A 13,486-nucleotide genomic window follows, 5' to 3' on the forward strand; every position below is an offset into this window, starting at 1 on the left:
TTGTGTACACGGATGCCTCATGCCCCTCGCAAACTCCGGCGCATCGGGGTGGGCAAATACGGGTAACCGACTGGCCTTTTTCTCGACGCTAGCGATCTGCTGCACTGCGGACTGCGGCCCTTCACCCGTTCGTCCGGGCGCACACGGGGCATTCGCCGGACGCACTCTCCTGCTGTGTGCGACTCCGCGGCGCTGTATGCCTCAGATGGTCGCGGTTTTGGCGTAGCGGGCGAGCCAGCCGGTGGCGATGCCGTCGCCTCGGCGGCTGAAGACGGCACAGCCGCGCTGTTCTCCGGATGGGTCGTCGGCCAGGGCCTTGGGGAACGCGGTCGCTTGCTCGGTGCCGTCGCTGACGTCTTGGTCGAAGGCCGTGCCAGTCCACGTGGTTCTTGACAGACCGGCGGGCACGCTCCAGGTGGCGTGGTCACCATCGATGTCAACGATGCTTCCGGTGACGCGGTCCCGAAGAAGCGCCATGTAGGCCGTGTCCGGGAGTTGGCAGTGGCTCGGGCGGGCTGTGGTGGGCCAGTCGGGGTCGGTGATCTGTTTGCCGGTGGCAGCGCGCCACATCCTCGGGACCAGGGTGGACGCTTGTGGGGCGGTGGCCATCTGCTCAAGCATCCACAGCAACCGGCCAGCTCCCCGCCGTGGTGCACAGTGCCGCCACCGGATCCGCCGCGCCAGGTCGCCGGCCACGATCACGGTCCATGGGTGGAGCGTCCCGAGCGCCCCCTGGGCGCCGAGCCAGTACAGGTACCGCTCGGCTTCCTCCAGGATCGGATACATCGCCTCCACGGGAATGCCCGTGATGTAACGAGTTCCTTTACGGAATTGGCGCGGGCTGTTGGCGAGGGTGAGCAGGACGGCGCGGGCGAAGTCCCCCGGGGCGAGCCCTGGCGAGGCCGCCAGCCCGCCGCGTACGAAGGTGTCGCCCGGCACGGTGGGGTCGGTGTGGCCATGGGACTGGAGCAGCCGTGCGGTTGCGGCGCGGATCTGTTCGCTGACGGGTGCCTGGGCGAGATCGGGGAGGGTGAGGCTGACGATGTCGATCAGCAGCTCCTCGGCCTCGTCCGGCCCGCTGGGCAGCGCGACCCCCCGCGCGGCGACGCGCAGCTGATCGGCCAGGTGGGTCGAGACCATCAAACGAGTGGTCAGGCGTCCCAGTTCGGTGGCCTGGAGGTCGCCGTCCTGTCCGACGGACAGGCAAGTGAGAAAGTCGGCGCCGACGAGGAAGTCCAGCGCTTCGTGGAGGGGTTCCATGCGGTGATCCCCCTGGTGGTAGGCGAGCGTCTGCTTCCACCAGGCTTCGGCCTCCCCCACCGTCGAGATCCGCCCCTGGACGACCTCGGCGAGGACATGGTCGGGCAGACTGCTGCGGATCTGTGAGGCGACGGTGTACCCGGCAGCCAGTTTGGCCTGCCAGATGGCCCGTTCGGCTTCATCCGTGATCAAGAACGCCCAGCCCTCCCGTTCTCCGGCACCGACGCGGCCGGCCCGGCCGAACATCTGCTGCACCATGGACACCTCGATCTCGTCCAGGCCCACTTGCGTGTCCCGGACGACAACAGCCCGGGCGGGCAGATTCACCCCGGCGGCCAGCGTGGAGGTGGCCACCACGACGTCCAGTTCGCGCTGTCGGAACCCGGTCACGGCCTCGCGTTTGTACGGCCAGTCGCGGTAGTGCAGGCCCACGCCGACTTTCTGGCACACCTGCTGGACGCGGTCGGCGTCGTCCGGGTCGACTCCACGCGTGGTCGCCCCCCGCGATTCGGAGATCGCCAGCGCGGTGGTCCGCACACTGCGTTTACTGCCGCAGAAGACGAGCACGCTGCCGCCCTCCGCGGTGAAGGCCGACGCGATACGAACCGCCGCCTGAGTACGCGTCAGTTGCTGGGTAGTACGGTCCGAAGAAGTCGCGATCATCGGCAGCTGCCACGCCAAGCGCGTGGGCCGCCACGACACACGGACCAACTGAGCGTTGAGCCATTGCGCGATGTCCTCGGCATTGGAGACGGTGGCCGACAGCCCCACGATGCGCACGTCCGCCACCGACTCCCGCACCCGCGCGAGCAGCGCCTCCAGTACCGGACCGCGCACCGGGTCGCCAAGCAGGTGGATTTCATCGACCACGAGACAGCCCACGTCCGCCAGGGCCTCACGCATACTCGCAGCCCGGCAGAGCGCCTCGAACTTTTCGGTGGTGGTCACCCACACGTCAGCCTGCTGGATCATGACCCGGTCGGTGGCATGCTCCCCGGACAGGCGCACGACCCTGAGTCCGTGGCTGCGCCAGAAGTCCAGATCGCGGTCAAGTTCGTCCGTGAGGGACCGCTGCGGCACCAGCCAGGCTGCCTTTCGGCCCTCGAAGTACGCCCGTAGCGCGGCGACCATCCCGATCGGCGTCTTGCCGGCACCGGTGGGAGCGACGACCACAACATGTTGATCGCTTTCGCAGACGACCGGCACCGCCGCGATCTGGGCCGGATTGAAGGTCGGATACGGCAACAGCGCAGCCCAGGATTCCGGCACCAGTTCGGCGACAGGTTGCGGCGCTGGCGGATCTTCCTCAACGGGCGCCAGGGCATCCCAGATCCGTTCGAAACTGTCACGCGCCGCATAGGCGGCCCTGCCTCCAACCGGGGCGCTGCCTGCCGCTGCTTCCCCGGTCACTTGGCACAGCCGCGGGTAAGCCACCAGGTCTGTGGCCTGCCCGTCATTGCCGACAGTGGTGACTTCCTCGTGCTCGATCCAGTACGGCACGCTGCGACAGGCGATGGACGCCTCGGCAAGGCGCCGCTGGAGACCCGCGAACTCCTCCGACTCCGGCAGGATGACGCGCATATCGACGCCTTCGGACACGGTATCGAGCGTCCAGGAAGGGTCGGAGACCTTGAACCAGCGCAACGCCCGGGTCTCCGGCCCCGATGGCTCGGGCAGACCGGGCGGCCAGCCACGTTCCTTGCGCGCACGCTGGGCCGGCACTCCCCAGTCAACCGGAGCGACCGGCGCAAGGTCCCACCGTTCAGGCTTCGCGACGAGTTTCACGGCACGACTGGACGGTGGGACCGTCACAGATGCCTTGGATGGCACGGCATGCGTGGCCTTCCGTAGCTGCTCGACGTTCTTCAGACCCAGGTCGGCCAGGGTGTACACGAGTGGGCACCCCGGACACACCACCGCTACATACCGGAAGGTCTTCCCGGCGGACTCGTACGGCTTGCGCAGCACATGCATCTCGCCTTCGCAGGCAGGGCACGGGAGCTTCACCGCCTCCTCGTAGGTCCAGCCGGGCTGCTCGAACCGTTCCAGCAGGCCGCTAAGGGTCGCCTTCCAACGCTCAGCCATCAGGTCGGCAACGGTCAGCTCTCACGCCCTCCCTTCCGAGGGAGGAACCACGTCACGGCCGTGCACGTCCGGCATACCGAACCACCTTTACCATCGCAGCGCATTCGACCAACTACGGTAAGTGATCGTTCGCGAGTCGCGCCACGCGTCACTTCGACCCACCTCGTGAATTCCGATCTTCGAATTGGGGTGGGATTCAGCGCTGTTTCGGGGCTTGGGCAGCACGTCTAGCCGGGCGGTGGCCGCGGTCGCCGCGGTGTCAACAGCCAGGCCGTTCAGCTCTGTCATACGCACTCGCAGTGAACACGCAAACAAGGGCCTGACCGCCTCCCACGCCAGAGCACTTGCACATGCAGCGGCCTCAAGCATGCCGCTTGGCCTCTTGCTCTTGCCAGATCGCGAGGTCCTGGCGGGCTGTATGAGAGCGGCGCACCTTCTCCTCCAGCCGCGATCTGCAAGGCCGGCCCGCCGCCGAGCGGCACGTCGGACATGCCACCGTGCGGGGGAACTCGACCTTCGCCTCGGGCCGGGCACAAGGCCGGCGCTCGCCGAGTTCGCGGCGGATCTGCGGCGGGTCCTGGACAGGGACCGTGTCACCGCTGAGACCGGCAACTCCATGGGCCGGTCGATCAAGTTGACTGGCATCGGGAAGGGGTGCACCCCAGGCACGCTCTGTGAGATCACCCCATACCCCGGGAGCAACGGTCCGGGGATCAACGGCCTCGCTGGGAGCCGTAGTCTCGCACTCTCCCTGGGGCTGCTCCGAACGGTCATTGTGCTTGACCCAGAAGACGCGGCGAACGAACCGGCCCGGCATCTCGTCATCGCCGGGGGCATCGCCACGGAGTACGGAGTAACCAACTCTGCGGCCCGTGCCCCTCCAGGCAACCGGGCCTCGTCTCGTGGGAGCGAAGAACTCGATGGACTGGCGGATGTAGTCCAGATCGGTGATGTCCTCGGTCCAGACGATGCTTTCCTCGTACGCCAGGCACTGCTGGACCGTCAGGGTCTCATTCGGCTGCGTCCCGTACGCGGGCTGCGTGGGCATCGGCGGCGTCCTTTCCGGAAGAGGTGCGACACAGCGCCCCGGGTTCCGCTCCGCAGTTGGCGCATTCCGTCAGGGCGGCGACATGGCGGTGATCCAGGAGCTTGAACCGCGGGGTATGGAGACGGGGGGCGGGCACGTCGGTGCCGGGCCGGGTGCACTGCGCCTCAGGCTCGGCGCCGCAATACGAGCACGGCAACGCCCTGGCGCCGCGCTCCCGTTGGGCTTGCTCGGCGGCCCTACGCTCCGCTATGTCCGCTCGCCTCTGCTGCTCTTCTTCCTCCTGCTTACGGCGCTCCTCCAGGATCCGCTCCCACGTCTGCGGGTGGTTGGGGCACTCGCCATGCACCACGAGGTTCCACCGGCATCGGCCGCCTTTGGCCTTCGGGGCACCGCAGCGGTTCGCCTCATTGCCCTCCCCGTGATGCGGACAGGGCTCCCGGCTTGTGTCGAACTTGCATGGTGTCCTGGTGGTGGCGCCGATGACGTGGCACAACGTCGGGTCCATGCAGTCTTCACCGGCAGCAGCCAGTTGCTCAGCGATGTCCGCCCACACATCGCCCTGAGCCGTCGTACGCCACCAGTGGGGGGATGCCTTGACTGTCACCCAGCCCGTCCGGTCGACGGAGAATCGCGGCTGGCCGAATTGAGCCGGGAAATCCGGCACCCGAATAACCTCACTCACGTAGCACACTGTAGCCAATCATGACTTTGCGTAGGCGCCCGTGCGGCCCTTCTGCACCCGCTGGTTCTTCGGACACCGAGCCGCGTACGGCTGCGCCCTGACGCGAGTGCAGTTCGCTGCCACGCGGGCGCCAGCCCTTCAGCGCAGATCGAAGAAGCGGGCGCGGGCGAGTTCCACGCCGACGCTGACCACGCCCGTGCGACCGTGCCGGTTGTGCGGCACGTGCAACTCGGCGCGCTGCACAGCTGGCTCCGGCAGACCGTGCCTGGGGAACAGCTCCGCGGGGTACAACGTCGGGTCGGGGGACTGCTCGTAGTACACGGCGGTGCCATACTGCGGGTCGTAGTAAGCCTGCCGGTACAGCAGGATCACTGCTTGTGCGCGGCGGAGGAGGGCATCGCCGTGCCAGAGGTCACTCAGCCGCGGCCGATGATCGTCACGGAACTCGGGGTCCCGGTCGAGCTGTTCCACGACCACAACGGCTGCCTGCAGTCGATCCGCCAGGTCATCGAGGGCGGCCACCACGGCAGCGACCTCGCCCTGCCGGTCCCGGAGGGCACGCTGCTGCAGAGTGCCCTCCATCAAGCCGAGGTAGTCCACGACGACAAGATCCAGGCGCCCATGGCGCTCCACCATCCGGGCACACTCCCGCTCGATGTCGGCGACTGCGGGCGTGCTCCGGTCGCCGCCGAAACTCAGCAGGGCCGCGGTGTCCAGCTCCCGGGCAGTCTCACGCAGTAGTTCGAACTCTTCTGGGCTCAGTTGCCTACTGCTGATCTTCCTCGTCGGCACGCCGCTCTCCGCGGCCAGAGTCCGTTCGAAGAGACCGGCATTGGCCATCTCCAGCGAGGCGACCAGGGCCGGGCGGCCCGCACGCAGGGCGCAGTGGCGGGCGACGGTGAGGGCCAGCATCGATTTGCCCATGGCCGTGCGGGCGGCGATCACCGTGAGCCTGCCGGGACGCAGCCCGCCATCGAGCAAGCCGTCCAAGTCGGACAGGCCGGTCGCGACCCGGGGCCGGGCCGGGGTGAGGGTCACGGTGCGGCGGTGGCTGCCTTCGCCGGCTGCCGTACGGCGGCGGGCATCGGCTTTACGGGCGTGGTTACGGACCACAATGCTTCCGTTCCGCGCGTGCGAGCCCGCGGTCCCACACGCGCAGACGCTCGCAGAGTCGACCGCTCGGGGGTGCTGGTGTTGATGCGCGGGCACCTGGGGCTCAACGCCCCTTACCGTCCGCAGGACCGCTCAGGGACTCGCCGGGCCGACACCACGACGACGGCCATCGCTCATGAGCATAGCGAACGCTCCAGCCAGCGTCCGCTGTTCGCCGCGCCGCGTGTCCTCTGACGTGCCGCTCCGGTGGGATGGCCGTCATTGCGGGCGGGCCATGCCGTTTCCGCGCAGGCGGACTTGGTGCCAGGATCAACGCTGCGTCGCAGACTCCCAAGGTGACGCCGTCACGAGAAATTGCGCGATGACCATGTCCGTCCGTAGTCCGACTCTGGAACAGGCGGGGTTGTCAGGGCCCGTCAACGGCCGCATGGCTGTTGTGCGCTTCAGATGCTGGCGTGTGCTCTGGCTGCCGCGGGAGTTCGGTGCTGTCAGCGTAAGGATTGCAGTCCACGCAGCGGCGCATCGTGTCGGAGCCGTCGGGTCCGGTGACGACGACCCACCGCGTGCCGAGGTCGGGGCCTTCGCACTGACCACACCACACGGGCAGTTCTTGGGCCGGGCGCGGGGGAGGCGGGACGTCGCCGATGATGGCGTGCCGCGATCGGGCGAGATCGAGATGGAACGCGGCCATGTCCCGGTAAGCGCGGGCGAGTTCCAACTGGCCGTCGGCAAGCCAACTGCGGGCCTGGGAACCGAGGTTTTCTGCTGTGGCGAGGTGTTCGCTGGGCATGGGCATACGGTGCGCAGTACCTTCCGGTCAGGATGCGGGCTGAGACGGGGTGTCCCAGCAGCGACGGACCCTGGGACGAATACGCGGGACCGGTCGGCTGGGACGGACAGATACGGTGGGCGGCCCCTGCCGCCGACGACGTTCCAAGGCAAGGCAGAAGATGCACTGGGGTCCGCCGGCGGCGGCCGGATCAATGGGTGCACCGGGGTGGATCCGGCATCCGGTACTGCGGGGGCGTGAGAGTTCCCGGGCGATGACGAAGGCCGAGTGAACCAGATCCGCGACGCGCCAGAACGCCTCATCAGGAGAGCGGTAGTCAAGATCCTGCACCGCATGGTTGAGGTCCAACCGGGTGTTCATGAGGGCAGCGTGGTCGTGGGGAGGATCCGGCACGGCCCATAGGGTCCCCCTGCCGTTCTTCGCCGCCTTGACGTGTGGTCGGCTGACCCGACGGTGCCGGTTGCACAGGAGGCAGTGGCCCCACCCGTCGGGTGCCTCCGTGTCCACGGGGCCTTGCGGATGCCGCCCGCAGCCGGTCGCGCTGCGGAATGGAGCCAGGTTCCGGGCCGTCACGAAGACGTCCCACAACGCGTCGGCAATGTCCTCGTACTCCGTCGGATCAGCCGGGTCGGGCAGATAGATCATCCGGTCATCGACACCGGGCAGCTTGTCACGCAGCTCCCGCATCAGGAAGGGGCGATTCGTAGGGACTCGATACGCAGAGTGCTCATACCCGTACATACTGCAACAGGGTAGAGGCTTTTGCGGCCCGCGCCGGCCGCCGCTCCTAGGACATGCGAGTGCTGTGCGGCGAGCGCACCCAGCAACTCGATGAAGGCCATGAGGACCGCCCGACGCGGTCACGTCGCCCTCCACCGCCGGTACGGCTCGCTCATTGCCCCATGATGACGAAGGGCTTGGGCTGAACCGCTGCCGAGAGGACCTGCGGCAGGCGGGGCGGAGCCATCGTGAGCGCTGCAACAGGCTCCGTCTGGCGGAAACCTCCGTGGCGCGCAAGGCAGTCACGGCGGCGTGCCGTATCCAGCTCCAGGCGGCTATGCGCTGCACGGTCTCCGCTCGTCGGCGTGCCCGGGGCACCAGCGGTAGTAGCTGTCGTCGAGGTTACGGCTGGGCGCCGCCCGGCCGTACTGGGGATGTCATCCGCCCCAGTGCCGGGTGTTGCAGCGATTACACAGCGGCGCGCGCACAAACCCGTGTGTGTGGCAGTGGTCCCACACACTCGCCCGCGCACTCAAACAGCCCGCGCACATGAACCGCGCAGCCGCCGACCAGCCCCGGCGCCCGGCGCGATCCACGCTGTAGCGCTCGCCCTCCAGCTCGCAGTCATACACCACGGCGTCTGCGGCACTGCCTCTCGGGCCGTAGCCGACGGCGGTGCGCTTGTACTCGCCGAGGTCGGCCACCATCGCGTCCCCCACACGCTCGAACCAGCCATCGGAATCCTGTCCGTGGTGCACCCCCAGGCACGAGCACTGGCATTCCGCACCCGTCGCCTCCAGACACGCCCTGGTGCAGCGCGACAGTCTCGACATATCCCGGCAGAGCACGACGAACCCATAGCGGTCAATCGCCGCCGTCACCAGCCGCGTAAGACAACTGCGCGGCAAAAGCCATCGGTCACCCTCGAACTCCGGGGAACGGACGCGCAACGTCTCGTGCAGCCATCGGCGGTTGCCCTTGCGAGCCGGGAGCTTGGCGACAACCTGCCCGTCCAGCGGGAGCCACACCATCGCCACTGGCACTGTCCCGGGCTCTGTGACTACGCGTCCCTCAACGAGGCGAACCTCTAAGCGGGCCTCCATACCGCCACGGTGACATGCCAACCGACAGTCAGGAACCCCGCCTCCACGCAGCAGAGCGATCCCGGCGGGTCGGCCGGATTCCTACACAATCTCGGTCCCGTTCGAATCCTGCCGGCCGGAGACTCCAATCTGTGGCCAAGCCCACTACGGCAAGTTGTAAGTTGCCGCCACAGTGACCCGCCCTCCGCAAAACCGCTGGTCACCCCCGTTCCCATCTGTTGGGTCCCCCGCCGAGGGCACCGACCTGCGCGCCGCAGAGTGATTCGGAGATGCATGATCGCTGAATCAGCCGACACGCATCTTCGGCAGATACGCCGACATGGTCACGACGAGCGAATCTCCGCAGGTCACAGGGGTACGGCACGACCAGCCCTTGATTGCGGCTCCTGCCCAGGACTGGCATCTGCGGCCAAGCGACATTGGCGTACCGCTTCAACTGGACGACGGGATGAATCACCAGCTGCCCACCCCCAACCGGCGGATTCCCTCGCTCCCGCGCTCTGAGTCCCCCGCCCGGCCACGGCAGGCCGTCGCAGTGCACTCGCCTTCCCGGATTGCGCCCCCAGGAGGCAGGGCCGACGCCCCACCCGCGCTCAGCAAGGCACAAGCCGGAGCGGTCAACCGCTCCGGGGTCCGAGAAGGGATCGCCAAGAAGGAGCACGTGGAGACCGGGAACCGTCCGGAGTCCTGGGCGTTTGCTGTGACTGCATGACGCGAATCACGCGTCGAGATTGAGTCAACTCATCTTATTAACGGACAGGTTGGGAAAGGTGTGACTGTACGTTCCCCTGTGACCATTCTTGATCGTTCCTAGGGGGAACCTTGTCGCGTTCACGCGCGAGATTCTTGGCCTCGGCATGCGCCGGGGTCACCGCACTCACCGTTCTCGGCACCGCCCCATCGGCGAGTGCCGCCGCGCCCAAGGAAGCCTGTACCGGCCTCTACAACGCCCGCATCACCTTCTGGGCGATGACGTGTAGCCAGCCGGGCGAGCCGATGATCGGCGGTTTCGCCACCTGGCGCAACATACCGATCACTTTTGATCAGGTCGACACCGGGTCTACGACTGTGCAGGTGGCCAACTACCTGCGCGTCAGCCCGAACACGTCGAGCAGTCCGCTGGCTCCCAACATCGAGATCGGCCTGTACGCGGAGAAGACGGGGAAGACCACTCACACCTACGGGCCGCGCTGGTCGGAGCTGACCACCAGCGGTGGTCGCACGACAGCCATCAAGGCGGGGGTCAATCCGACCAAGCCGGACAAGCGCAATCACACCTACATGACCGTCCGCCAGGACAGCGGCAACCAGTGGGACGTGCTCTACGACTTCAACAAGGTCGGCTCCACCACCAAACAGCTCAAGGTGCTGGGCGGCAACACCAACCGTATCGACGTCGGTCTCGAGGTGATGGGACCGAAGTACATCAATGTCCCCTCGATCGCGAACCGTATGCAGTTCATGACCGGGAACAAGGTGTGGCAGCAAGTTGCGACGCCCAACGTGGCCAAGTCCGTCACGCTCCCCGTGTGCAGCACGAGCCACAAGCCGCCGAACTGCTTCACCACCAAGCTGACCGACAGCAGCAAGTTCACCCAGTGGACAGTGAGCAAGCCGCGTCGGCAGGCCGCCGCCGCGGCCTCCGCGGTCGCCGAGCCTGCTGCCCCGACGCACCCCCGGGACGCCGTCGCGGCGGGCCTGCCTGCCACGTTCAACGGCGTGGACCAGCAGGCTTTGCAAGCCTGCCTGGAGAACGACCCCGACAACTGCCTGGCCACGGTGCCCGGCCTGTCCGAGTGCGTGGTCACCGTACGGGTCTGCAACGCCGCCGCCCTGCCGTCGGGCGGAACTTCGGAAAACGCCGCGGCCGACGCGGACGTATCGGTCGCCGACATCCGGGCCCGGGCCGCAGCCGCCTTCGACGTCCCCAGTGACGCCCTCGCCGTCGAGCCGCCCACCTCACCCTCCGCGCTGAAGGCTCACCCGAACGCGGTCGACAGCAGCGGCGACTCCGCCTGGACCGTGACCTCCTCCAGCTCCACGCCCGGACTGCAGCGCACCGACCGCCGCTTCGACGGGTTCACCGCCCGCTACTCCGCACACACCGGCGCACTGCTGGAGGCGTGCTGGGGCGACCTCTGCGATGCCTCGTGATCACCACGTGCCGCAGATACCCCGCCGCTTCCGCACGCCCGCAAGGAGTCCACTGGTGAACATACGCACCGCACTCATACGTCTCGCCCGCGCCACCGCCACCACCGCGGCCCTGACACTGCTCACCGCGGCCACCACCGCAGCCACCCACGCCGCGGCGACCACGAACGACCCGGCCCCCGAGGCCACGGTGTTCGTCGACGCCGCCTCTCTCCCCGCCGACGAACTGCGCGGCCTCGACCAGCCCATCCCATACGCCGACTACGCCCGATCCCACGGACCTAAGTCCGCGGCTCCACGGGCAGCGGCCGACCCCGCCCCCGGCGACCAACAGGATCTGCGCCAGCAGTGCGCCAACCACGCCGCGCAGGCCAAAACCGCCACCGGCTGGCTCAAGTCCCGCTTCGAAAGCTGCCAGAAGCGCCCCTTCGACCTGGTCCTGCGAGACGTCAGGGGCACCACCACGCTCGGCCGCCTCAAGTTCGACCAATGGGTCCTCGGCTTCGCCTACGACGGCAGCCGGCGCGTCGACTACGTCGCCAGCATCGAGAACATATGGGTCCAGCCGATACCCACCGAGGACGCCACCAAGTGGCGGATCGGCCAACACTTCCACCACAGCGTCAACGCCTCCAGCAGCGATCCAGACCCTCAGATGACCGCGCCGCAGACCGTGAACCGTGACGAACTACTCGGCGTGTGGGACACCAATCCCCACTGGAGCCTCACCTACACCTCCCCGGACAAGGGCGCCCTGTTCGACCAGGGCAACCAGCAGCGCGTCTTCTCGACCGTCGCGATGGACCTGAGCGCCAGCTCCCCCAACTCCGCCCCCTTCACCGGGGGAAGCAACGTCTACAACTCCAGCGTCCGCTACGACTACGCCGGACCGGTCGCGGGCAAGCACAAAGGCACCGTCTTCACCAAGGCCCGTGTGGAACTCGTGATGAGCCAGAAGGACCCCGCGGTCAACGAAAGCGCCGTGCACATCTACGACGCCCTGAACCGCCCCGAGCGCACCTTCCCCTCCTGGCCCGGAAAGAGCGTCCCAGGAGCGAAGGAACCCCTGCGCCGAGTCGTCGATCCGAAGAAGATCGAAGACAATCGCAAGAAGTCCATCAAGGAATGCAAGAAGGTCTGGGGCGACTACGCCGGCAGCGGCCTGGAGTGCGACGAGTACCCCTTCGCCTCCACCAAGGAAGGGTCCACCAAGGGCGACAACCGCTTCTCCGTCCGGCTGATCGACGGCCCGGACAACCGCAAGGGCGGAGAGCGCCTCAACGAGATGTACACCCTCAACCGCATCCTGGACGGCGACCCCTTCTACGTGAAGATCACCAACTAGCAGGAAGACACCACTGACCATGGCGCTTCTCGCCGAACACAACGTCACCGCCACCCCCGGCCGCCGCGTGCTGGAGGTCTACGACGCGGACGCCTACCTCGGCGACGAAGCAGCCATGGACGCCGCAGAGACACAGGTGGTGGCCGGCAACGGCTACCACCTGTACCTCCTCAGCCTGCAACCGGACATGAAAGTCCAGATGACGATCCGCATCTGGGACACACCACCCACCCCGCCCACCGAGGCCGAAGGCCACACCGACGTCAGCCTCGAATCCGAAACAGGCATCCTGGTCATCGGCCAACTCGACCGCGGACCCGCCGACGAGATCACCCTGCCCCGCCCCGGCGTCTACGAAGGCCACGCCTGGTGGCAACACCGCCAAGCAGCAGGCGACTACTACAACACCACCCTCGACCAGCTCACCGACGACGCCCCCGAAGACCAGCTCACCGAAGCCTGGAACAACTGCCCCGTCACCGAACGCTACGTCCTCGACCTCGCCTACACCCGCGAACCCGAACCCATCGACGACGAAGACCTGTAAGGGGGGCCTGCCGATAGCCCGTCGATCACACGAAGGTGCCCCACACAGGTAGTCAGCCACCCCATCAGCACCAGCGCCGAGACCGGCCCGATGGGCCCCGCTCAGGTCTTCCTGACTAACAACTGAAGCCATCGAGGGATCATCAGCCCGTGTCGGACGACTTGTCCATCGTGGGCGGGGGTTCCGCAGCCGCGCGGACCGCTCCCGGCGGTAGCGGCACCAGCCGCGCCCGCCCCTCAACCGCCACGGTGGCGCAAATGCGCAGGTCAGCGCCGTGCGCACGACCAGCCATGTTTTGTGGCTCCTGCCCAGGACTCGGACCTGCGGCCAACAGCCGCGCCGTGTCACAGGTACAGAGTGGACTCCACGGTGATCCGTGATCTCGGAGACCATCGCCCGCCCCCGTTCTCATCTGCCTGATGCCCGCCGGGGGGCATCACGCATTATGCAACTGACCTGGCGTTTCTCCACCCAGGTAGCCGTTCTGTTCCGCCTCGGGCTCCTCATCCGCGCCGTTTGCGTGAGCGGATGGGAGGCCAGGCTCCGACAGCGACTCTCCCCCCATCCATGTCGGCCGCAGAGCATCTTCGGCGAGCGTCGGCCTCCGGCAGCGACCGGCCCGCCACCGGCGCATTTGTG

The 13,486-nt window shown here is 67.5% G+C and carries 8 protein-coding genes; 3 read left to right on the forward strand and 5 right to left on the reverse strand.

The features are described 5' to 3' along the window. Positions 1–201: 201 nt before the first annotated feature. The 5 genes from QQM39_RS09870 to QQM39_RS09890 all read right to left on the reverse strand — a co-directional run bounded on the left by QQM39_RS09870 (position 202) and on the right by QQM39_RS09890 (position 8,729). Complete coding sequence (locus tag QQM39_RS09870) at positions 202–3,345, reverse strand: DEAD/DEAH box helicase (protein WP_301996315.1); 3,144 nt, start codon at positions 3,343–3,345, stop codon at positions 202–204. A gap of 361 nt (positions 3,346–3,706) precedes the next feature. Then, positions 3,707–4,393 carry a DUF6009 family protein gene (locus tag QQM39_RS09875; RefSeq protein ID WP_301996316.1) on the reverse strand — a complete coding sequence of 229 codons (687 nt, stop codon included), beginning with the start codon at positions 4,391–4,393 and terminating at the stop codon, positions 3,707–3,709. Positions 4,394–5,213: 820 nt separating this feature from the next. After that, entirely contained in the window at positions 5,214–6,113 is a 900-nt protein-coding gene (locus tag QQM39_RS09880) for a DnaB-like helicase C-terminal domain-containing protein (RefSeq protein WP_301996317.1), read from the reverse strand. Positions 6,114–6,594: 481 nt separating this feature from the next. Next, positions 6,595–6,978, reverse strand: coding sequence for a hypothetical protein (locus QQM39_RS09885; protein WP_301996318.1), 384 nt, complete (start codon positions 6,976–6,978; stop codon positions 6,595–6,597). Between the two features lie 1,157 nt (positions 6,979–8,135). After that, positions 8,136–8,729 (reverse strand): endonuclease domain-containing protein, encoded by a 594-nt coding sequence (locus QQM39_RS09890; RefSeq protein WP_301996319.1) that lies wholly within the window; start codon positions 8,727–8,729, stop codon positions 8,136–8,138. A gap of 918 nt (positions 8,730–9,647) precedes the next feature. Between QQM39_RS09890 and QQM39_RS09895 the strand changes: the two genes are divergently transcribed. Genes QQM39_RS09895 through QQM39_RS09905 form a run of 3 tightly spaced genes read left to right on the forward strand, consistent with a single transcriptional unit; the run spans position 9,648 to position 12,847 of the window. Next, complete coding sequence (locus QQM39_RS09895) at positions 9,648–10,955, forward strand: hypothetical protein (protein WP_301996320.1); 1,308 nt, start codon at positions 9,648–9,650, stop codon at positions 10,953–10,955. Positions 10,956–11,010: 55 nt separating this feature from the next. Next, complete coding sequence (locus tag QQM39_RS09900; protein ID WP_301996321.1) at positions 11,011–12,300, forward strand: NucA/NucB deoxyribonuclease domain-containing protein; 1,290 nt, start codon at positions 11,011–11,013, stop codon at positions 12,298–12,300. Between the two features lie 19 nt (positions 12,301–12,319). Next, positions 12,320–12,847, forward strand: coding sequence for a hypothetical protein (locus QQM39_RS09905; protein WP_301996322.1), 528 nt, complete (start codon positions 12,320–12,322; stop codon positions 12,845–12,847). The last annotated feature ends 639 nt before the right edge of the window (positions 12,848–13,486 follow it).

Source organism: Streptomyces sp. DT2A-34 (genome assembly GCF_030499515.1).
Taxonomy (GTDB): domain Bacteria; phylum Actinomycetota; class Actinomycetes; order Streptomycetales; family Streptomycetaceae; genus Streptomyces.